The sequence below is a fragment of the Tabrizicola aquatica genome (genome assembly GCF_002900975.1).
GTDB classification, from domain to species: Bacteria; Pseudomonadota; Alphaproteobacteria; order Rhodobacterales; family Rhodobacteraceae; genus Tabrizicola; species Tabrizicola aquatica.
The window spans coordinates 1198817-1220390 of record NZ_PJON01000001.1 but is presented as its reverse complement, the minus strand read 5'-3'; the positions used below and the strand labels follow the sequence as shown (position 1 = coordinate 1220390).

Sequence of the window (21574 nt, the reverse complement as noted above, 5' to 3'; positions counted from 1 at the left end):
CCCCGCCGCCGCGCCTTTGCGTCATTCCACCGTCAGGACTGCGGTGACCGGAGCCAGGGCAACGGTCGCACCGCGCCCTTCGATCGTCCATTCCAGCAGGCCCGCCACCAGTTCGGGCGTGGCGGCGGCCGCCACCGCGACGCGGCCCTCCTGGCCGGCCTTGAACACCACCCGCTCCAGCGAGCGGCGCAGGGCAAAGCGGTCGGTCCCGCCGGCGGCCAGATCGCGGAACAGCGTGGCGGCAGGCACATCCTCGCGCCGGGCGACCTGGTCGGCGGCGTTCAGGCCCGCGTCCCATGTGACCAGTCCGCGACCCTGGCCCTGGATGACCGGCACCACCAGGCTGGCCAGGGGCCGGTTGTTCTGGAACACCGGCGCGGCAAGCTCCATCACGGCCACCGCCTCGGGCAGGTTCTGCGCCATCGACTGGAAGGCGACCTCGACATCCGAGGCTTGCGCCCCTTCGGGCAGGCCGGTGGCCAGCATCACCACTTCCTTGCCCGCCGAGCGGTAAAGTGCGGCCCGTTCGGGCGTGGCCGGGTCCAGCGGGTCCAGCGCGAAGCTGACCGGGAAGGGCAGGGCAGCAAGGCCCGCGCGGTCCAGATCGGCCGCGCCACTGTCGATCAGGACGATCGCCACCAACGGCTTGGCATCGGGATTCTCGAACGCGGCGGCGTATTGTGCAAGCGGGCGGTCGTCGGTTGGTGCGACCTCGGCAGTCGCAGGCTCGGTCGCGGGATCGGGTTCGGGGGTGGCGCCGATGCGCGGCAGGCGGCCGACGACGACGCCTTCGGCTGCGCCAGAGAGGCCGGGTGCCGGTTCGGGCGGGACGACCAGTGCGCTGTCCGGCTCGGGCGCAGTGCCCGGCAATCCGGCGGGCCGGGTGCCCGGCATTTCGCTGGCGACGGCGCCGGGCAGGCGGTCGGCCGGCGCTTCGGGCAGCGGGACCATGCCGGATTCGGGGGTCTCATCCGTGGGGGCGTCGGGGGCGTCTGTCCCGGTATCAGGGGCCTCGGGGTCAGGGGTCTCGGCGCTGGGGGGCTCCTCTACCGGAGTTTCCTCCACCGGGGCCTCGGGATCGACCGGCAGCGACTCGGGCTGGGCGGGGGCGTCCACGGGCGCCTCGACCGGGGTCTCGGCCACGGGTGGCTGCGGGGCCAGTTCCGGGGTCGGCGGTTCGACAGGAGGCACGGGTTCGGGCAAGGCCTGGGCAATCTCGGTCTCGGCCGGCGCGTCGACGGGCGTTTCGGTCAGCGCCGTTTCGGGAGCGGCCTCTGGCGCCGCGTCTGAGGGCGCAATTTCGGGCGTGGCGTCCGCAAGTGCCGGTGCCTGGCCCATTTCCTTCGGCGGCACGGGCATCAGGGTTTCGGGCTGCGCCAGCGTTGCCGTATCCGCCCCTGTCTGCGGGGCCGGGTCACTTGCGGCTGAACCTTCGGCCGCAGGCTCGACCGGGGTGACGCCTTCGCTGTCTGCGGTGGCCGCAGGTTCGGTCACCGGCGTTTCCACGGAACTTTCGGCCGGAGGGATGGGGGTCGGTTCAGGCACCGGGGTTGGTTCTGGAATGGGGGTCGGTTCTGGAATGGGGGTCGGTTCGGGAACCGGAGTCGGCTCGGGAGGCGGGGTTGGTTCGGGCAGAGGCGTCGGCTCGGGCAGGGGCGTAGGCTCGGGCAGCGGAGTCGGCTCGGGCGCTTCGGCCTGGGCCAGTTCGACCTTGGGTTCGGGTTGCACCACCGGCTCGGGCGCGGTGACTTCGGGGTTGGCATTGGCATTGGCGACCGTATCGCGCGGCGGGAAGAGCGCCGCCCCGACCACCAGGCCGCCCGTCACCACGACACCACCGAAAATCGCGCCAAGGATGAATCTGCCGACCAATGTCGCCTCCGTTCCTGTGCCCGTCCAAGGGGCTTCTCGGGCCCAGCGGACCCTTGATCCATTGGACAGCTTGCCACCGCCCAGGGTGGCCCGTCATCCGTTCGGCCGCAGTATAGCCTGCGGCTTGGCCTGCTTCACCCCTTTTTCACGGTCGCGTCAACAAGTTGCGCCGCCGTGGCCGCTTTGCCCCGGCCCCGATTGCCCCGGTCAACCGGCAACGGGCGCCACGGGGCGACAGGGGCGCAAGACGCAACCCGTGCGCGAGTGCTTTTCGCGCCCTGCCAGCCCCGGTCGGGGGAGGGGCGTGCGCCGGTCGGCGTCTTGCCGCCGGCGCGCGGGTGGCGCGGCGTTTCCGGCACCCGGTCGGGAACCTTTCGCAGGTCTTGCGGGTTCACTCTCCGCAAGGTTGCAGGCCGCCCCTGGCCGGACACATCCATTCAAGAAGCAGGAGAACGCCCATGTCGGTCGCTGGTCGCGCGATGCCCAATACTCCGGTGGCGATTCTGCTGGCGGGCGGTCGGGGATCGCGGCTGCATGAGTTGACGGACAACCTGGCCAAGCCTGCGGTGGCGTTCGGGCGGCGGAACCGGATCGTGGACTTCACGCTGGAAAACCTGCGCCGGTCGGGCCTGTCCGAGGTGCTGGTCGCCACCCAGTACTGCGCCGACCCGCTGGAGGATTATCTGAACCGCTGCTGGCGGCCCGAGTTCGGGACCGGGCTGCGGCTGCGCCGGGCCTCGGGGCACGGCATGGCCGAGCGGTGCTATGCCGGGACGGCGGATGCGGTGTGGAAGAACGCGGCCGAGATCGATGCGCTGTCCCCGCGGGAGGTGATCGTGCTGTCGGGCGACCACGTCTATGCGATGGATTACCAGCCGATGATCGCCGCCCACCGGGCTGCGGGGGCGGCCGTCACCCTGGCCGCCGATGTGGTGCCCCTGTCCGAGGCCCGCGCCTTCGGCTGCATCGAGGCCCGCGCCGATGGCCGTGTCACCGGCTTTGTGGAAAAGCCCGCGCGGCCACCTGCCATCGACGGAGAGCCGGACCGGGCGCTGGTGTCGATGGGGATCTATGTCTTTGACTGGCGGTGGTTGCGCGAACGTCTGCGGCGCGATGCGGCCGATCCTGTCAGCACGCATGACTTTGGCCATGACATCCTGCCCGCCGCCGTGGCCGAGGGCGAGGTGCAGGTTGTGCGCGGCACGGCGCCGGATGGCGGGGCGTTCTTCTGGCGCGACGTGGGGACGCTGGATGCGTTCCGGGCAACCTGGTTGGCCTTTGACGGCGCAGTGCCCTGTCCGCTGCCATCGGTTCCTCCGGTTCCGGCTGCGCGGCTGGTGCCTGCGCTGCGCGAGGCCAGTGCCGCGCTGGACGACGCGGGTGCGGTTGTGCCCCTGGCGCCCGCGTTGCAGGACCGGACCGAGGTTGTGGACTCTGTCCTGATGCCTGGCGCGCGGGTGGGCGAGGACTGTCGCTTGCGCGGCGTGATCCTGGCGCCGGGCACCCGCCTGCCGGACGGGCTGGCCGTGGGCCACGACCCGCAGGAGGACGCGCTGTGGTTCCGGGTAACGCCGGATGGCACGGTCCTGGTCACGCCGCAGATGCTGGCCCGCCGCGCCCTGCTGCAACCGGGGCCGGTGCTTCTGCCGGGCCGACCCACCTTGGCGCGGAGCCGCTGACCATGCTGCAACGACTGGAGACCGCGCCGGGGCTGTTCGACCGCTCGCGCGCCAGCCCGGCCAATCTGGGCGCGACCTTTGATGGCGAGGGGGTGAACTTTGCCCTCTTTTCAGACCATGCCGAGCGGGTGGAGCTTTGCCTCTACTCGGACGACGGCGCGGTCGAAACGGCGCGCCATGACCTGCCCGAGATGGAGGGCGGGATCTGGTATGGCTACCTGCCGGGCGTGCGGCCGGGGCAGGCCTATGGCTACCGCGTCCACGGCCCCTTCGCGCCCGAGGAGGGGCACCGCTTCAACCCCGCGAAACTGGTCCTGGACCCCTACGCCCGGCAATTGGTGGGCGATCTGGTCTGGGACGAGGCGGTCTATGGCTATCCTGCGGGCGGCACGGATCTGGAGCGTGACGACCGCGACAGCGCGCCCTTCGTGCCCAAGGCCGTGGTGGCCGACCCGGATTTCGACTGGGATTCCGACCGGGCGCTGACCCGGCCCTGGGAAGAGACGGTGATCTATGAAGCGCATGTGAAGGGCCTGACCAAGCTGCATCCCTCGGTGCCCGAGGCGGACCGGGGCACCTTTGCCGGCCTTGGCGCCCCGGCGGTGGTGGATCACCTGAAGGCCCTGGGCGTGACAGCGATCGAGCTTCTGCCGGTCCATTCCTTCGCGCAGGACCATTATCTGCAGGAAAAGGGACTGACCAACTATTGGGGCTACAACACGCTGTCGTTCTTCGCCCCGCACCGGCCTTACCTGAAAACCGGGAACCCGGCCGAGATGAAGCGCGCGATCCGCGCCTTTCACGCGGCGGGGATCGAGGTGATCCTGGATGTGGTCTACAACCATACTGCCGAAGGTAACGAGATGGGGCCGACCCTGTCGTTCCGGGGGATCGACAACCGCTCGTATTACCTGCTGGCCGACAATCCCCGGCACAGTTTCGACACGACGGGCTGCGGCAACACGCTGAACGTGGCGCATCCGATGGTGCTGCGCATGGTGCTGGATTCATTGCGCTATTGGGTGCAGGTGATGCATGTCGACGGCTTCCGCTTCGACCTTGCCTCGACCCTGGGCCGCGAAAGCCAGGGGTTTGAACGGGACGGCGGGTTCCTGACCGCGATCCGGCAAGATCCGGTCCTGCGTCAGGTCAAGCTGATCGCCGAGCCCTGGGACATCGGCGAAGGCGGCTATCAGGTCGGCGGCTTTCCCTGGCCGTTCCGCGAGTGGAACGACAAGGCCCGCGATGATCTGCGCGCCTTCTGGCGGCGCGATCCGGGCAAACTGGGGCGGCTGTCGCAGCGCCTTCTGGGCTCGCCCACGCAGTTCCACCATTCGCGGCGGCCCGCGACCTCGTCCGTCAATTTCCTGGCGGCGCATGATGGGTTCACGCTGTGGGATACGCTGTCCTACGACCACAAGCACAACGAGGCGAATGGCGAGGACAACCGCGACGGCCACGACCACAACCTTAGCCACAACATGGGGGCGGAAGGGCCGACCGACGATCCGGATATCCTGCATGGCCGGATGCGGCGGGCCAAGGCGATGCTGGCCTCGCTTCTGACGGCGCAGGGCGTGCCGATGCTGCTGGCCGGGGATGAGATCGGCCATTCCCAGCAGGGCAACAACAACGCCTATTGCCAGGATAACGAGATCACCTGGCTGGACTGGTCCAAGACCAATCCCCAGCTTCTGGCCGCCACCGCCGCAATGATCCACTTGCGGGGCGAGTTACGCCTGGCCGATGCCCGCTTTGCCGTGGCGCCCGGCCACGGGTCGGGCGACCGGCCCGAAGTGGCCTGGCTGCACCCGGCCGGCCGGGCGATGGAGGATGGGGACTGGCAGGACGAAGGTCTGGCCTGCCTTGGCTTCCAGCTGTGGCGGGCCGAAGCGCCCGAGGTTCTGGTCTGGCTGAACGCCGGCGACGATGCCGAGGCCACGCTGCCCGAGGGCGAGTGGCAATTGCGCCTCTCCTCCTCGCAAGACCCGGTGACGGTCTCGGGCAATGCCAGCGGCCAGGTCCTGGTGCCGGGCCAGTCGGTCCTGATCCTGATCCGCGACCCCCTGCTTCCCCCGAAAAGGAGCCCTGACGATGCAACTTGATCCTACCCCCCTTCAGACGATGGACGACGCCGCGCTGGACAGTCTGGCCTTGGCCCATACCCGCACGGTCGATGCGTTGGCGGGGTTCGAGGTCATGGTGGACAAGGCCGAACCCCAGTTCCGCGCCACCGCGGCGCGGTTCCGCGATCTGCACCGGGCCCATGCGGCGGCGCTGTCGACGCTTTTGCAGCAGCATGGCCGCACGCCGGACGATGACGGGACCTTCATGGCGAGCGTGAACCGTCTGGTGGTCACCGCCCGCGCCTTCTTTGACGAGATCGACGAGGACGTGATGGATCAGGTCCGCAACGGCGAGGATCACGTCCTGGCCGCCTACCGCGATGCCGAAAGCGGCGTGCCGTTCCCGGTGGTCAAATCCTCGATCGCCAACCTGCGCACCGAGTTGGAGGCGCTGTTGGCCGAAACGCGGGATCTGGACTAGACCGCCGTGCGCACCAGCGCGCCTGGGGCGGCGATGACCCTTGCTGCAAGGCTGGCGCCTGCCGCCACCGCCTGGGCCAGCGGGGCGCCGTCCAGCCAGCCGGACAGGAGGCCCGCGTTGAAGCTGTCGCCGGCGGCGGTGGTGTCGACGGGGGCCGCGACCGGCGCGGGCAGGGGATGATGTGTCAGCGTCCCCGCCTGCAAGGCCAGCACGGGCCGGGACGCATCCTTGACCACGACCAGCCCTGCTCCAAGCGCGGCATAGCGTTCGGCCGTGGCTTGCGGCGTGGGGTCGCCGAAGTGCCGGGCCTCATCCTCGAACGAGGGCAGGGTGATGTCGGCAAGGCCCGCACCTTCGGTCAGGGCGTCCCGCATCTGGTTGGCGTCGGGCCAAAGCGCGGGGCGGATGTTCGGATCGAAGGCCACGACGGTTCCCGCGGCCCGCGCCATGCGCAGGGCGGAAAGAAGCGTGGACCGCGCGTCGGGTGCCAGGATGGCAAGGGTGATGCCCGACAGATAGGCCAGCCGCACCCCCGAAAGCCCCGCCGCCAGCGCGGCCGGATCATCTGCCAGGCCCCGCGCGGCAGAGGTGGACCGCCAATAGGCAAAGCTGCGTTCGCCCTTGTCCACCTGGATCAGGTAGAGCCCCACGCTGCGCCCTGGCACCCGGCGGACATGCGCGGTCCCGATCCATTCGGCGGCCATGAACCCCAGCATCCGGTCCGACACCGCATCCTGGCCCACCGCCGAGAGGTAATCGACCGCCACATCCGCCGGCAGCAGGCGGCGCAGATACCAGGCGGTGTTGAACGTATCCCCGGCATAGCCCAGCGCAAAGTGGCCATCGCCTGCGGGGGCAAGTTCCACCATGCATTCGCCGATGCTGACGATGCGGGTCATTCAGCCCTCGTCGGCGAAATAGGCGGCGTTCTCGGCGCGGATGCGGACGATCTGGTCCAGGATGCGCGACAGGTGCAGCCGCACCATCTGCGCCGCGCGGTCCGGGTCGCGGGCGCGGATCGCGGCCAGGATATCCTTGTGTTCAAGGAAGGCGCGTTCCGAGGCGAAGGACAGCGACAGATAGCGCACGCGGTCCATGTGCGACTTCATCTCGCGCGCGGTTTCCCAGGCAAAGCCCGCGCCGGCGCGTTCACAGATCTCGCGGTGGAACTGGTCGTCCAGATCGTGGAAGGCGGCGGGATCGCGGGCGGCCACGGCGCGTTCCTGCTGGGCCAGGATCGCCTCCATCGCCAGGAAATCCGCCTCGGTCAGGGTCTGGCAGGCGACGCGGGCGGTCTCCAGCTCGATCGCCATGCGGATGAAGCGGGCCTGCAGCACCGCGCGCTCCGAGATGGCCGAGACGGTGGTGGCGCGCTGTGGGCGGATGGTCAGGAAGCCCAGCTTCGACAGCCGGTAGAAGGCATCGCGCACCGGCTGTCGCGACACGCCAAGCGCGCGGGCCACGTCGAATTCCGACAGCTTGGTGCCGGGCGGCAGTTCCAGCCGCAGGATCTGGCGGTGCAACTCGTCAAAGACGGAATCGGCGATCGAGGGCCGCTGGATCGGCTCCAGCACGCTGAGCGCGTCATTGCCCGGCATCGCACATCTCCCCTGTTCCTGGGGTCAACCTAATCGGGGGCCGGGCGGGCGGCAACTGGAATATTAGTTGACTAGTCGAAAAAGTTCTCCCAAGGTGACTCGCATTCCAGACTGCGCCAGGGGGAGGGTGTCAGTTGCCGATCCTGCATCCAGACCGACTGTTTCCGGCCGATCCCGCGTCCCGCGATCTGGCGCGTGCGCTGTATGATGCGGTGCAGGACCTGCCCATCGTCAGCCCGCATGGCCATACCGATCCGGCCTGGTTCGCGGGCGATGCGGCCTTCCCGGACCCGGCGCAGCTGTTTGTCACGCCCGATCACTACGTCTTTCGGATGCTGGCGTCGCAAGGCGTGGCGCTGACCGACCTTGGGGTGCCGCGTGCCGATGGCGGGCCGGTCGAAACCGACGGGCGCAAGATCTGGCGGCTGTTCGCGGCGCACTATCACCTTTTCGCCGGCACGCCGTCGCGGATGTGGCTGGACCACGCGTTCCAGACGATCTTCGGCTTCGACCAGCGCCTGTCGGCGGCCAATGCGGATGATTACTACGACCGGATCGACGCGGCCCTGCGGACCCCGGAGTTCCGGCCCCGCGCGCTGTACGAGCGGTTCAATATCGAGGTCCTTGCCACCACCGATTCCGCGCTGGACGACCTAGGCCACCATGCCGCGATCCGCGCCTCGGGCTGGACGGGCAGGGTGGTGCCGACCTATCGGCCCGATGCCGTGGTGGACCCGGATTTCCCCGGTTTCGCCGCCAACCTGGCCCGCCTGGCCGAGATCACGGGCGAGGATACCGCCAGTTGGCAGGGCTATCTTGCCGCCCACCGCGCGCGGCGGGCCTTCTTCAAGACGATGGGCGCCACCGCCACCGACCACGGCCACGCCACCGCCCGGACCGAGGACCTGTCGCCCGGCGCGGCCGAGGTGCTGTTTGCCCGTGTGCGCACCGGCCAGGCCACGGCCGAGGAGGCCGACGCCTTCCGCGGCCAGATGCTGACCGAAATGGCCAGGATGAGCCTGGAGGACGGCCTTGTCCTGCAACTGCATCCCGGTAGCCGGCGCAACCATCATGCGGGAATCCTTGGGCAATTCGGTCGGGACAAGGGCTTCGACATCCCGGGCCGCACCGATTACGTCGCCGCCCTGCGCCCGCTTCTGAACGCCGTGGGGATGGAGTCGGGGCTGACGATCATCCTCTTCACGCTGGATGAAACCGCCTATGCCCGCGAACTTGCGCCCCTGGCGGGCGTCTATCCGGCATTGAAACTCGGCCCCGCCTGGTGGTTCCACGACAGCCCGGAAGGGATGCGCCGTTACCGCGAGATGACGACCGAGACGGCGGGCTTCTACAACACCGCCGGCTTCAACGACGATACCCGCGCCTTCCTGTCGATCCCGGCGCGGCACGACATGGCCCGCCGGGTGGACTGCGCCTGGCTGGCCGACCTTGTCACCACCGGCCGGCTTGACCGCGAGGAGGCGTTCACGCTGGCCCCATTGCTGGCCCACGGGCTGGCGAAAGCCGCCTACCGACTTTGACCAACACGAGGAGGAGACCCATAATGAAACTCAGAACCACTCTGGCCGCCCTGCTGGCCACCGCCGCCCTGTCCACCGCCGCCTTCGCCGAATGCGAAGTGACGCTGAAATCGTCCGACACCCATCCCGACGGCTATCCCACCGTCTCGGCGGTGCAGAAGATGGGCGAGATGGTCAAGGAACGCACGGAGGGGCGCATCTGCGTCGAGGTGTTCCACTCGGCCCAGCTGGGCGAGGAAAAGGACACCATCGAACAGACCAAGTTCGGCGTGATCGACCTGAACCGCGTTTCGATGGGGCCGTTCAACAACCTGATCGAAGAGACCAAGGTCGTCTCCTTGCCGTTCATCTTCCGGTCGGTCGATCACATGCACAAGGTGATGGACGGCGACATCGGGGCCGAAATCGCGGCTGCGTTCGAGCCGCATGGCTTTGTGGCGCTGGCCTTCTATGACGGCGGCAGCCGCAGCTTCTACAACTCGAAAAAGCCGATCCGGTCGATCGAGGACCTGGCGGGGATGAAGGTCCGCGTCATGCAGTCGGACGTGTTCGTCGACATGATGAGCGCGTTGGGCGCCAACGCGACCCCGATGCCCTATGGCGAGGTCTATTCCGCGATCCAGACCGGCGTCATCGACGGGGCCGAGAACAACTGGCCGTCCTTCGAATCCTCGGGCCATTTCGAGGTCGCGGGTTACTACACGCTGAACGAGCACCTGATCGTGCCGGAAGTGTTGGTCATGTCCAAGGTCAGCTGGGACAAGCTGTCGCCCGAGGACCAGGAAATCCTGCGCCAGGCTGCGAAGGACTCGATGCCCGTGAACCGCGAGCTTTGGGCCGCGCGCGAGAAGGAGTCGGAAGAAAAGGTCCGCGCCGCCGGGGTCGAGATCATCAGCGACATCGACAAGACCCCGTTCATCGAGGCGATGGTCCCGGTCTATGAAAAGCACGCCAACACGCCGAAACTGCAGGACCTTGTGACCCGCATCCAGGCGGTCGAGTGACCTGACCAACCGGGCGGCCGCGTCAGGCCGCCCGATCCAACGGGGGAAGATCGTGCAGGACGTCATGAAACGGCTGGCCCATGTCCTGGGCCTTTTGGCGACGGCTGCCCTGTGGGTGGCGGGGGCGGCGCTGGTCCTGATGACCGCGATCATTGCCGCGCAGGTCGTCTTTCGCTACGGCCTCAACTCCTCGTTGATCTGGAGCGAGCCCTTGGCCGTCATCCTGATGGGCTGGTTCATCTTCCTGGGTGCTGCGGTCGGCATCCGCGAGGGGTATCACCTGTCCTTCGACATCCTGATCCACGTCCTGCCGCAACGGGCGCGGCTGTGGCTGTTCTCGATCTCGGACCTTGCTGTCACCGGCTTCGGGATCGGGATGGTCTGGTACGGCGGCCAGCTTGCCGGGTCGGCCTGGAACATCAAGCTGCCCTCGCTGGGCATCACCGGCGCCATCGACTTTGCCCCGATCCTGGGCGGCGGGGCGCTGATCGTCCTTTTCTCGCTGGAGCGGCTGGCGCGGCGGGCGGCAGGCCTGCCCACGGCACGCTTCGGCGAAACCCAAACGGCGGAGTAAGCCATGGAACTGTGGATCCTGTTCGGCACCTTCGCCACGCTGCTGCTGATCGGCACGCCGGTTGCCTTCTGCCTGGGCATCGCCTCCTTCGCGACCGTCCTTTACATGGAACTGCCGCCGATCGTCGTGTTCCAGCGGTTGAATTCGGGCGTCTCGGTCTTTGCGCTGATGGCGATCCCGTTTTTCATCTTTGCCGGCGAGTTGATGGTGCGCGGCGACATCGCCCGCCGTCTGGTGGCGCTGGCCGGGGGCCTTGTCGGCCACATGCGCGGCGGGTTGGGCCAGGTGAACATCTCGGCCTCGGTCCTGTTCGGCGGCATCTCGGGGTCGGCGGCCGCCGATGCCTCGGCCATCGGGGGGCTGATGATCCCGCAGATGAAGGAGCGCGGCTATGGCGTGGATTACGCGGTCAACGTGACCGTGGTCTCGTCGATCATCGCGCTGATGATCCCGCCCAGCCACAACATGATCATCTATTCCATCGCCGGGGGCGGGCGCATTTCCATCGCTGACCTGTTCACCGCCGGCATCCTGCCCGGCCTGATGCTGGCGGTCTCGCTGATGGTCGCCGCCTGGCTGGTCGCCGCGAAGCGCGGGTATCCGACCGATCCCTTCCCCGGCTGGTCCGCCGTCGGCGGCCTGCTTCTGAACGCGATCCCCGGCATCCTGCTGATCGCGATCATCTTCGTCGGGGTCCGCTCGGGCGTGTTCACCGCCTCGGAATCCTCCTGCGTGGCGGCGGTCTATGCGCTCCTTGTCACCGTGCTGGCCTATCGGACGATGGACTGGAAGAACTTCGTGGCCGCCACCTTCGCCGCCGTCCGCACCACCGCGATGGTGCTGATGGTCATCGGCTGTGCGGCGGCCTTCGGCTGGCTCTTGGCGGTCCTGAAGGTTCCGGCGAACATGATCGAGGTGATGAAGGGCGTCTCGGACAATCCCATCGTCATCCTGCTGCTGATCAACCTGATCCTGCTGTTCCTGGGCACGTTCATGGACATGTCGCCGCTGATCGTGATCACCACGCCGATCTTCTTGCCTGTCGCCACCGCCTTCGGTGTGGACCCGGTGCATTTCGGGGTGATCATGGTGCTGAACCTCGGGATCGGCCTTTGCACGCCGCCGGTGGGGGCCGTCCTTTTCGTCGGCTGCGCGGTGGGGCGGATCGGGGTCGGGCAGGTGCTGCGCTCGATCTGGCCCTTCTACGGCGCGGCCTTCGCCACGTTGATGCTGGTGACCTATATCCCTGGCCTGTCGCTGTGGCTGCCCTCGCTGTTCCGGTGATCCCCATGACCTATCCCATCATCGCCACTGGCCCCGGTGTCACGCGCCAGGTCCTGTCGGACCACCCCGACCTGATGGTCGTCGCCTTCCGCTTCGACGCGGGCGGCGAGGGCGCGCTGCACCAGCATCCCCATGTGCAGGCGACCTATGTCCAGTCGGGCCGCTTTGCCTTCACCATCGCCGGGCAGGACCGCGAGGTCGGCCCCGGCGACAGCTTCATCATCCCCGGCGGGGCCGTCCACGGCTGCCGCTGCCTTGAGGCGGGGGTGCTGATCGACAGCTTCACCCCCCGCCGCGACGATTTTCTCCGAAAGGCCGCACCATGCTGACCGTCGAAACCCGCCCCGCCGTATCCCCGTTTGAGGCCAAGGGCATGGACACCACCGCCCTGCGCGGGGCCTTCCTGGGCCAGGGCCTGTTTGAGAATGGCGAAATCCGCCTGATCTACAGCCATTACGACCGGATGATCGTGGGTGGGGCGGTCCCGGCGGGCGACACGCTGACGCTGGACCAGGTCAAGGAATGTGGCACCGCCAGTCTCCTTGACCGGCGCGAGTTGGGCGTGGTCAACGTCGGCGGGCCCGGAACTGTGACCGCCGCAGGCCAGTCCTACGCGATGGAGAAGGGCGACGTCCTTTACCTTGGCCGCGGTCTTGGGCCGGTTACTTTCGCGGGGCAGGGCAGGTTCTACCTGACCTCCGCCCCCGCCCATGCCAGCCTTCCCGCCCGTCTGATCCGGCTGGCCGAGGCGAAGAACTTCACCACCGGTGCGGCGGAAACGGCGAACCACCGCACCATCTATCAGTTCATCCACCCCGAGGTGATGGAAAGCTGCCAACTGGTTCTGGGCTATACCAAATTCCACGGCGGTTCAGTCTGGAACACCATGCCCGCCCACCTCCACGACCGCCGGATGGAAGCGTATTTCTACTTTGACCTCGCCCCCGAGGCGCGGGTCTTTCACATGATGGGCGAGCCGTCGGAAACCCGCCACCTGGTCGTCGCCAACGAAGAGGCGGTCCTCTCGCCGCCCTGGTCGATCCACTGCGGCGCAGGCACCGGCAGCTATACTTTCGTCTGGGCGATGGCGGGCGACAACGTGGATTACAAGGACGTGGAGATGGTCGCGATGGGGGACCTGCGGTGAATTTCTTGCTGCAAGGCCGCCACGCGCTGGTGACCGGCGCCAATGCCGGGATCGGCCAGGCCATTGCCGTGGCGCTGCACCAGGCCGGGGCGCGCGTGACGCTGGCCGCCCGCCGCGACTGCGACGCGACGCTGGCGCTGATCCCCGGTGCGCAGGTCATCGCCTTGGATTTCGCCGACCCCCTGGCCGCCCGCGACACCTTCGCGGACCAGGACTATGACATTCTGATCAACAACGCCGGCACCATCCGCCGTGCCGACAGCCTGGACTTCACCGAACAGGACTGGGACGAGGTCATGGACGTGAACCTGAAGGCCGTGTTCTTCACCGCCCAGGCCTTCGCCCGCGCGCTGGTCCAGCGCCAGGCCCCCGGCGCGATCGTCAACATCGCCTCGCTGCTGTCGTTCCAGGGCGGCATCCGCGTGCCGTCCTACACCGCCGCCAAGCACGGGGTTGCGGGGCTGACGAAGCTTCTGGCCAACGAATGGGCGGCCAAGGGCATCAACGTGAACGCCATCGCGCCCGGGTATATCGAGACCGCCAACACCACCGCCCTGCGTGCCGATCCCGAGCGGAACCGTGCGATCCTTGATCGCATCCCCGCCGGGCGCTGGGGCCGGCCCGAGGATATCGCCGGCACCGCCGTGTTCCTGTGTTCCCCCGCCGCCGCCTATATCCACGGCGCGATCCTGAACGTCGATGGAGGCTGGCTTGCCCGCTGACCCACGCAAGCCGCAAAAGTTTTCGAAAACTTTTGCAAAATCCTTCGAAGGATTTTGGCCCTGCCGAAAGGCCACGGCATGACCCTGCAGCGCACCACCCCTGCCCCCAAGGTCGGCATCGTCCACCTGGGCCTCGGTGCCTTCTTCCGGGCCCATGGCGCGGTCTACATTCAAGAGGCCGACCGAACCGGCGACTGGGGCATCCTTGGCGTCTCGCTGCAACGCCCCGATGTCCGCGATGCACTTGCCCCGCAAGACGGCCTTTACCATGCGCTGGAGCTTGGCCCGGACGGCCAGACCGCCCGCCTGGTCACCAGCATCACGGGCGTCCTTGTCGCGCCCGAGGACCCGCAGGCCGTGCTGGAGGCGATGGCCGATCCCGGCGTCAAGATCGTCAGCCTGACCGTCACCGAAAAGGGCTATTGCCACAACCCCGCGACCGGGCGGCTGAACCCCGACCACCCCGATATCGCGCATGACCTGACGCAGCCCTTGCCCCGCTCGGCCATCGGCTTCCTGACCCGCGCCCTGCAGCTGCGCCAGCAGCGCGGACTGCGCCCCTTTACCGTGCTGACCTGCGACAACCTGCCGAACAACGGCCGTCTCCTCCGCGGTCTGGTGCTGGACTTCGCCCACCGCCTTTCGCCCGACCTCGCGGCCTGGACCCGAACCGAAGCGCGTTTCCCCGCCACCATGGTCGACCGGATCGTGCCGGCCACCACGTCCGAGACGCTTGCCACCGTCGCCCGCCTGACCGGCACCGAGGACCGTGCCCCGGTCCAGCATGAACCCTTCCGGCAATGGGTGATCGAGGATGATTTCGTCGACGGCCGGCGCCCCGACCTGGCCGCGGTCGGTGTGGAACTGGTCGGCGACGTGACAGCTTATGAGCATATGAAGCTGCGGATGCTGAACGGCACCCATTCGTCGCTTGCCTATCTGGGCTACCTGGCGGGGCACGAGACCATCGCCGACTGCATGGCCGACCCCGTCTTTGCCGCCTTCACCCGCACGCTGTGGCTGGACGAGATCATCCCGGCCCTGACCCCGCCGCCCGGCGTCGACCTTGCCGCCTATGCCGACCGGCTGGCGGAGCGCTATCGCAACCCCGGCATCCGGCACCGGACCTGGCAGATCGCGATGGACGGCAGCCAGAAACTGCCGCAGCGCATCCTGGGCACGCTGGCCGAGAACCTGGCGGCCGGGCGCGACAGCCCGGGCCTCGCGCTCGCCGTGGCGGGCTGGATGGTCTATGTCGGGGGCTCCGACCTGAGCGGCCGCCCGATCGACGTGCGCGATCCGCTGGCCGACCGGCTGCGCGTCACGGCGGCGGCCAAATCGACGACCGTGGGCAAGGTCGCGGCCCTTCTTACGGTGGCCGAGGTGTTCCCGCCCGATCTGGCCAAGGCGATGCAGACCTGCCTGACCCTGGCAATGAAATCCCTGTTGCAGAAAGGCGCACGTGGCGCCGTGGAGAGTTTGACATGATCGAAAGCTGGCGCTGGTATGGCCCCTTCGACAAGATCACCCTGCCCGAGATCGCCCAAACCGGCGCCACCGGCATCGTCACCGCGCTGCACGAGATTCCCTATGGCGAAGTTTGGCCCACCGACCGGATCGCCGCCCGCAAGGCCGAGATTCAGGCGGCGGGCTTTGACTGGGTCGTCGTCGAAAGCCTGCCGATCCACGAACGGATCAAGCGCGGGGAAGGGGACCTGTCCCAGCTTTTCGCCAACTACCGCCAGTCGATGGCCAACCTTGCGGCCAACGGCATCCACACGATCTGCTACAATTTCATGCCGCTGATCGACTGGACGCGCACCGACCTTGACGCCCCCGTTGCGCGCGGTGGCACCTGCCTGCGCTTCTCGGCCCCGAAGATGGCGGCCTTTGAGTTGCACATGCTGGGGCGACAAGCGGCCGAGGCCGACTATCCCGAGGACGTCCGCAAGGACGCCGCCGTCTGGTTCCAGCAATCGACGGAACAGGACCGCGAGACGCTTCTTCATTCCATCATGTCCGGCTTGCCCGGTGCCTATGACCGCTACGACATCGCGGGGTTGAAGCGGGCGCTGCACGGCTATGACGGGATCGACCGTGCCACCCTGCGGGCCAACTATCGCCGCTTCCTGGAGGAGGTGATCCCGGCCGCCGAAGATCTTGGCATGCGCTTTTGTGTCCACCCCGACGACCCGCCGCGCGACCTGCTGGGCTTGCCGCGCATCGTCTCGGACGCCAACGGCATCGCTTTCGCGCTGGAGGCGGTTCCGGCCCGGTCGAATGGCCTTACGCTCTGCGCAGGTTCGTTGGGCGCCAACCCGGCCAATGACGTGCCCGGCATCGCCCGCCGCTTCGCCGACCGCATCCACTTTGCCCATCTGCGCAACGTCAGGAAAGACCCGGACGGCAGCTTTGAAGAGGCGGCGCATCTGGAAGGCGACACCGACATGGTGGCCCTGATCGACGCGCTTCTGGCCGAAGAGCGCCGCCGTACGGCAGAAGGCCGGGCGGATGCGGTGATCCCGTTCCGCCCCGACCACGGGCACGAGCTTTTGTCCGACATCGGGCGCGGCACGCATCCCGGCTATCCGCTGATCGGCCGGCTGCGGGGCCTTGCCGAGTTGCGGGGCGTTGCGGCGGCGCTGTCGGCCAGTCACGGGGCGGCTCAGGCCCGGGCGTAACCCTCGACCGCCTGGCGGGCGGCGGCAAAGCGGGCCATCCGCGCGCCGCGTCGCGCAAGGCGAGCGCCCAGGTCGCGGCCGGGGCGCGGGTCGGGCAGGACCAGGCCCAAAGCCTCGGCCGCCATCCGGGCCAGACCGGCGGCGGTCTGCTCGGTCTCGTCGGGCAGGAACAGGTCGTGGCCGGCCACTTCGGCCAGGAAGTCGGTGAAATAGCCGTTCTTCGCCAGGCCACCATCGACCGAGACCGGCCCCCGGAAAGGTTGCAGCGCGGCCATCGCCTCCAGCACCTCGGCCGTCCGCAGGGCGATGCCTTCCACCAAGGCCTGCATCATGTCCTCGCGCCGGTCGGCCAGCGCCAGGCCCAGCCACGCCCCCCGCGCGCCGCGGTTCCAGTGCGGGCAGCCCAGGCCCGCCAGCGCCGGAACAAAGGCCAGCCCCCGGTCGATGGCCGGGGCGGCGGGAAAGACGGAAATCTCGCAGAAGGCCCGGAAAAGCCCCAGGTCCCGCGCCCAGTTCACCGCCGAGGCCGCAGCATAGACCCCGCCGTCCAGCGCATAGGTCACCGGCTGGCCCTGCGCCTGCCAGGCCACCGTCGGCAAGGGGCCGGGCTGGTCGGGGCGGACCAGCCGCCCGGTCAGGCATTGCACGAAGGCCCCGGTCCCGAAGGTCACCTTCGCCGCGCCGGGGGTGCGGCACCCGTGGCCATAAAGCGCGGCCTGTTGATCGACGATCGAGGCGACCAGCCGCCCGCCGCAGGGCAAGTTGCCCAACTCGCCCGAGGTCGGCCCGATCTTCGGTAGCGCGTCCAGCGGCACCCCGAACAGGCGACACAACTCCGCGTCCCAGTCGCCCGTCTCCAGGTTCATCAGCGAGGTGCGCGAGGCGGTGGCAATATCCGTCTCATACCGCCCGGTCAGCCGGTCGCGGAAGAAGGCGTCCGTCGTGCCCAGGCGCAGATGCCCTGCCCGCGCAAGCTCTGCCGCCCCCGGCACCTGGCGCAGGATCCAGCCTAGCTTCGAGGCCGAGAAATAGGGGTCCAGCGGCAGCCCGGCCCGCGCCATCACCTCTGGCCCCGCACCTTCGGCCGCAAGGGCGGCGGTCACATCCGCCGTCCGGTCGTCCTGCCACGAGATCACCGGCCCCAGAGGCCGCCCGTCGCGGGCGTCCCAGGCCAGGCAGCTTTCGCCCTGGTTCGCCAGCCCGATCACATCCGCCTCGGCCGCCTGCAGGCAGCGCACCAGATTGGACAGCAGCACCTCGGCATCCTGTTCGACATGGCCCGGCGCGGGATAGTCCTGGCCGTGCGGCAGGGACAGGACCGGGGTCAGTTGGCCGGTTGCCGCCAGCATCAGGATGCGCGTGCTGGTCGTGCCCTGGTCGAGTGCGGCAATCCTCATCGCGTCTCCTCCAGTTCCAGCCGGACCTCGGCATCGGACAGGGTCGGGGGCAGGGGCAGGGACAGGCGGCGCTCGGGCAGCGCGTCGATTCGCGCCTCGACCAGGACGCGGTCCCCTTGCGTCAGGCGCAGGCGGCCCTTCACGGCGCGGGTCAGGCGGATTTGCAGCCGGTCGTGCGGAGCGTCCGAGGCCGGTCCAAGGACCTGCGGCACCGCCAGGCGCAGGGCGGGATGCGCGACGGTCAGCCGCGCACCGCCGGGGGCGGGCAGTCGGCCCTCCAGCGCGGACAGGATCGCATGGGCGGTGCGCCGGCCCTCGGCCCAGCACCAGCCGGCGGTCTCGACCCCGCGCAATAGGTTGCCGGCGGCGAAATAGGCCGGGTCGGCAAGCCGCCCCCAGGCGTCGATCACCGGCCCGCCACCCTGCGGGTCCACGCCCAGATGGCTGGTGCGCAGCAGGGCAGATTCCGGGCGGAACCCGCCGGTGACGATGACGCCGTCAGCCTCGATCTCCACCTCTCCGTTGGGAGTGTGCAGGACCACCGCCTCGACCCTGCTGCGGCCACGGATCGCGGCAATGTCGCTCTGCAGATAAAGGGGCACGCCCATCAGGCGCGGCAGCCAGCGGGCGGCGGACCAGGCGGTGACGCGGGGACCCGGCTCGACCATCGCGGCGGGTTTGATCCCGGCGTGACGGCAGGTGAGCAGGGCCGAGAAAGCCACCAGTTCCGTCCCCAGCACAACCGGGCGGCGAAAGGGGCTTTGTCCGTTCAGATAGACCAGCCCCTGCAAGGCGGCGGTGTTCATCACCCCGCCCGGTTTTTCGCCCCCGATCAGCCGGGCGGCGCGGCTGGTTTCCCGCACCCCCATCGCCAGCAGGACCACCGGCGCGGCCAGCATCTCGGGGCCTTGGTCGCTGGTCACCTCCACCCGCCCGCCGGGCAGAAGGGCTGTCACCGTGGTTCCGGTGCGGATAGTGGCGCCCGCGGCCAGGGCGGTGTCGCGCAGGCGGGCGGCGTAGGCCGGGCCACTCATCACCCGCTTGAATTCACGCATCCCATAGGGCGAGTGCCCGCAGTGGCGCGGCACGCCGCCCGCTTCGGCCTCACGCTCCAGCACCACGACACGCCGGCCCGCGCGGGCCAGTTCGGTCGCGGCGGACAATCCCGCCGGGCCGGCGCCGACCACGATGACCTCGGGCTCAGTCATGCTCCAGCATCGGCTGCAACAGCCGCCCCTCGCTGATCCGCGCCAGCTCGGCCGAGCAGTAGAACCCCTGGCAGCGCCCCATCGTCACCCGCGTGCGCCGCTTCAGCCCCGCCAGACTGCCCGCCGCCATCGGCCCGGTCAGCGCCGCCTCGATCTCGCGCCGGGTGACCAATTCGCAATGGCAGACGATCCCGCCATGGCCCGCACATTGCCAGTCGCGTTGGCCGTCGACCGAGATGTTGGGCATCGCGGGCCAGACCGGATCGGCCGGGGCCGCCCAATCCCGCCCTGCCAGCCGCAGCACATGCGCCGCGATCCCCAAGGCCGCCGACAGGCCGGTCGAGCGGATGCCGCCCACGCAGATATAGCCCGGCGCCAGGTCGTCGCGGATGCGATAGTGCTTTTCCTCGGTCGCCGGGCGCAGGCCGGCATAGACCGCCGTCACCTCATGCTCCGCCAGCGCGGGCAGGATCTCTTCGCCCCGGCGCATCAGGGCCTGCAGGGTCTCACGCTCGACCGTGGCATGGTCGCGGTCGTCCTGTTCCTCGGCAGTGGGACCGACAAGCAGGTTGCCAAAGGCGGTCCGGCAGACGACGATCCCCTTGGTGATCTTGGTGGGCACCGGCAGCAGGATATGCCCGGCCAGCGCGGCAGCGGTCTTGTCATAGACCACGAACTGCCCCTTGCGCGGCTTGATCGTGAACCAGCTTTCGCCGGTGACGCGGCGGTCGACCTCATCGCCCCAAAGCCCGGCGGCGTTGATGACCAGATCGGCCGAAACCGCCCCTGCCGTCGTCGCCAGATGCCAGACCCCGCCCGAATGACGGCCGGCCAGCACCTCGGCCTGCCGCAGCAGGACCGCGCCGTTGGCCAGGGCCTGCGCCAAATAGCCATGCGCGGCCGACCAGGGGTCGATCAGATGCTCGCCCGGCACGCGAAACCCCGCCCTGACCGCCGCCGACAGCGCCGGTTCCAGCGCACGCGCGCCGGGGCCGGTCAGGGGCTCCAGATCGGTGATCCCGTTCGCCTCGGCCTGGGCCATCAGGGTGGGCAGGCTGGCGACCTCTTCCTCGCTCCAGGCCAGGACCATCGCGCCCGCGCGGACCAGGGGCAGGCCCAGCCTTTCGCGGACCTCGTGATACAGCGCATAGCCATCGCGGATGCAGGCCAGTTCTAGCGACCCTTCCGGCGCGTCGAATCCGGTGTGCAGGATCGCGCTGTTGCCCTTGGACGCGCCATCAAGCACGTCGGCCGCCTTTTCCAGCACCACCACACGCGCACCGGCCAACGTGAAGGCCCGCGCCAACGCGCAACCGACCACGCCCGCGCCGATCACCGCCACGTCATAGCTGCCCAGGGAGAGGGGGTCGGACATCGGTCCCTCATGTGGTTTCCGTCAGGAATTGACTATTCGGTCATTCTTGTCAAGCTGACTGCCGCGAATCCCGGCGTCTGGACCCGGGGAAACGTTTGTTCGGTCAGGGGTGCAAGAAAACTGTTGACCTGTGGCCCGGCCCCGTGTCGGCTGGCAGGCGGGGTGAAGGATGAAGCCGCACGAACGACAGCCTCAGATCGAGGCGATCATCAGGCGCGAAGGGGAAGCCTCGGTCGAGCTTCTGGCGCAACGCTTTGATGTCTCGCCCGAAACGATCCGACGCGACCTTGGTCAACTGGCCGAACGTGGCCGGGTGCAGAAGGTGCATGGCGGCGCGCGGCGGCCCCGGCTGATCCAGGAGCCCAGCCACACCCAGCGCGAGACAACAGCGACCGAGGCGAAAGCCGCCATCGGTCACCGCCTTGCCAGCGCGCTGGAGGCGGGCGAGACGGTGTTCGTCGATACCGGATCGACCACGCTGGCCGCGGCGGAATCGCTGGCATCCGTGCCGAACCTGACCATCATCACCAATTCCTGCCGTCTGGCCGAGCGCATCGCCCGCGTCGGGACCGACGCCACCATCCATCTTCTGGGCGGCCGCTATGGCGCGGACAATGCCCAGACCACCGGCACCGCCGTGGTCGAGCAGTTGCAGTCCTTTCGCGCCGACCGCGCGATCCTGACGGTCGCCGCGCTGGACCCCGACCTGGGGGCGATGGATGCCAGCCTGGACGAGGCACAGATCGCCCGTGCCATGGTCCGCCACGCCCGCACCCTGACCGTGCTGGCCGACGCCACCAAATTCGGACGCCAGGCTGCCTATGCCGTGTGCGGTATCGAAGAAATCGACCTGATCATCAGTGATGACAACCTGGACAAGGCGCACAGAGAGGCGCTGCGCGACAAGGGAGTGGAACTTTGGACCTGACGGCACCGCGGCAAACG

Annotated in this window: 19 protein-coding genes; 13 read left to right on the top strand and 6 right to left on the bottom strand. The window is 68.7% G+C overall.

From position 1 onward, the window contains the following. Positions 1-21: 21 nt before the first annotated feature. Positions 22-1872, bottom strand: coding sequence for a divergent polysaccharide deacetylase family protein (locus tag CXR42_RS05935; protein WP_103256520.1), 1851 nt, complete (start codon positions 1870-1872; stop codon positions 22-24). Between the two features lie 458 nt (positions 1873-2330). Between CXR42_RS05935 and CXR42_RS05930 the strand changes: the two genes are divergently transcribed. The 3 genes from CXR42_RS05930 to CXR42_RS05920 are packed head-to-tail and all read left to right on the top strand — an operon-like array spanning position 2331 to position 6098. Next, a complete protein-coding gene (locus CXR42_RS05930) occupies positions 2331-3551 on the top strand; it encodes a sugar phosphate nucleotidyltransferase (protein ID WP_103256519.1) in 1221 nt (406 codons plus the stop codon). Positions 3552-3553: 2 nt separating this feature from the next. Then, positions 3554-5656: a glycogen debranching protein GlgX gene (glgX, locus tag CXR42_RS05925; RefSeq protein ID WP_103256518.1), complete on the top strand. Its 2103-nt coding sequence runs from the start codon at positions 3554-3556 to the stop codon at positions 5654-5656. Then, the gene (locus tag CXR42_RS05920) at positions 5646-6098 is read left to right on the top strand and encodes a ferritin-like domain-containing protein (protein WP_103256517.1); all 453 of its coding nucleotides are present in this window, start codon (positions 5646-5648) and stop codon (positions 6096-6098) included. The genes glgX and CXR42_RS05920 overlap by 11 nt, the downstream gene beginning before the upstream one ends. Here CXR42_RS05920 and CXR42_RS05915 read toward each other — a convergent pair. Both CXR42_RS05915 and CXR42_RS05910 read right to left on the bottom strand, forming a co-directional pair. Further along, a complete protein-coding gene (locus tag CXR42_RS05915; RefSeq protein ID WP_103256516.1) occupies positions 6095-6997 on the bottom strand; it encodes a sugar kinase in 903 nt (300 codons plus the stop codon). The two genes, CXR42_RS05920 and CXR42_RS05915, sit on opposite strands and share 4 nt — an antisense overlap. Then, complete coding sequence (locus CXR42_RS05910) at positions 6998-7696, bottom strand: GntR family transcriptional regulator (protein WP_103256515.1); 699 nt, start codon at positions 7694-7696, stop codon at positions 6998-7000. It abuts the gene before it with no gap. A gap of 134 nt (positions 7697-7830) precedes the next feature. On the opposite strand from CXR42_RS05910, the gene uxaC reads away from it, so the two are divergent. The 9 genes from uxaC (at position 7831) to uxuA (ending at position 16649) form a co-directional block, all read left to right on the top strand. Beyond that, positions 7831-9237 carry a glucuronate isomerase gene (gene uxaC, locus CXR42_RS05905; RefSeq protein WP_103256514.1) on the top strand — a complete coding sequence of 469 codons (1407 nt, stop codon included), beginning with the start codon at positions 7831-7833 and terminating at the stop codon, positions 9235-9237. A gap of 23 nt (positions 9238-9260) precedes the next feature. Beyond that, positions 9261-10241 carry a TRAP transporter substrate-binding protein gene (locus tag CXR42_RS05900; protein ID WP_103256513.1) on the top strand — a complete coding sequence of 327 codons (981 nt, stop codon included), beginning with the start codon at positions 9261-9263 and terminating at the stop codon, positions 10239-10241. Positions 10242-10293: 52 nt separating this feature from the next. Then, a complete protein-coding gene (locus CXR42_RS05895; RefSeq protein ID WP_180995972.1) occupies positions 10294-10815 on the top strand; it encodes a TRAP transporter small permease in 522 nt (173 codons plus the stop codon). Between the two features lie 3 nt (positions 10816-10818). Next, a complete protein-coding gene (locus tag CXR42_RS05890) occupies positions 10819-12099 on the top strand; it encodes a TRAP transporter large permease (protein WP_103256511.1) in 1281 nt (426 codons plus the stop codon). A gap of 5 nt (positions 12100-12104) precedes the next feature. Then, a complete protein-coding gene (locus CXR42_RS05885) occupies positions 12105-12428 on the top strand; it encodes a cupin domain-containing protein (RefSeq protein WP_103256510.1) in 324 nt (107 codons plus the stop codon). Further along, positions 12422-13246 (top strand): 5-dehydro-4-deoxy-D-glucuronate isomerase, encoded by an 825-nt coding sequence (gene kduI, locus CXR42_RS05880; RefSeq protein WP_103256509.1) that lies wholly within the window; start codon positions 12422-12424, stop codon positions 13244-13246. Before CXR42_RS05885 ends, kduI begins: the two co-directional genes overlap by 7 nt. Further along, on the top strand, positions 13243-13968 hold the full coding sequence (gene kduD / locus CXR42_RS05875) for a 2-dehydro-3-deoxy-D-gluconate 5-dehydrogenase KduD (RefSeq protein ID WP_103256508.1): 726 nt from the start codon (positions 13243-13245) through the stop codon (positions 13966-13968). The genes kduI and kduD overlap by 4 nt, the downstream gene beginning before the upstream one ends. A 78-nt stretch (positions 13969-14046) precedes the next feature. Further along, complete coding sequence (locus CXR42_RS05870) at positions 14047-15456, top strand: mannitol dehydrogenase family protein (RefSeq protein ID WP_103257053.1); 1410 nt, start codon at positions 14047-14049, stop codon at positions 15454-15456. Further along, the gene (gene uxuA / locus CXR42_RS05865; RefSeq protein WP_103256507.1) at positions 15453-16649 is read left to right on the top strand and encodes a mannonate dehydratase; all 1197 of its coding nucleotides are present in this window, start codon (positions 15453-15455) and stop codon (positions 16647-16649) included. Before CXR42_RS05870 ends, uxuA begins: the two co-directional genes overlap by 4 nt. Here uxuA and CXR42_RS05860 read toward each other — a convergent pair. From CXR42_RS05860 to CXR42_RS05850, 3 genes are read right to left on the bottom strand one after another with little or no spacing between them, the layout of a single operon-like run. Continuing rightward, positions 16634-18046: an FGGY family carbohydrate kinase gene (locus tag CXR42_RS05860; RefSeq protein ID WP_103256506.1), complete on the bottom strand. Its 1413-nt coding sequence runs from the start codon at positions 18044-18046 to the stop codon at positions 16634-16636. The genes uxuA and CXR42_RS05860 overlap by 16 nt on opposite strands. Further along, entirely contained in the window at positions 18043-19254 is a 1212-nt protein-coding gene (locus tag CXR42_RS05855; RefSeq protein WP_103256505.1) for an NAD(P)/FAD-dependent oxidoreductase, read from the bottom strand. Before CXR42_RS05855 ends, CXR42_RS05860 begins: the two co-directional genes overlap by 4 nt. Then, on the bottom strand, positions 19247-20629 hold the full coding sequence (locus CXR42_RS05850) for an NAD(P)/FAD-dependent oxidoreductase (RefSeq protein WP_103256504.1): 1383 nt from the start codon (positions 20627-20629) through the stop codon (positions 19247-19249). Before CXR42_RS05850 ends, CXR42_RS05855 begins: the two co-directional genes overlap by 8 nt. Before the next feature lie 169 nt (positions 20630-20798). Here CXR42_RS05850 and CXR42_RS05845 point away from each other — a divergent pair, with 169 nt between their 5' ends. Next, positions 20799-21557 carry a DeoR/GlpR family DNA-binding transcription regulator gene (locus CXR42_RS05845; protein WP_103256503.1) on the top strand — a complete coding sequence of 253 codons (759 nt, stop codon included), beginning with the start codon at positions 20799-20801 and terminating at the stop codon, positions 21555-21557. Positions 21558-21574: the final 17 nt, after the last annotated feature.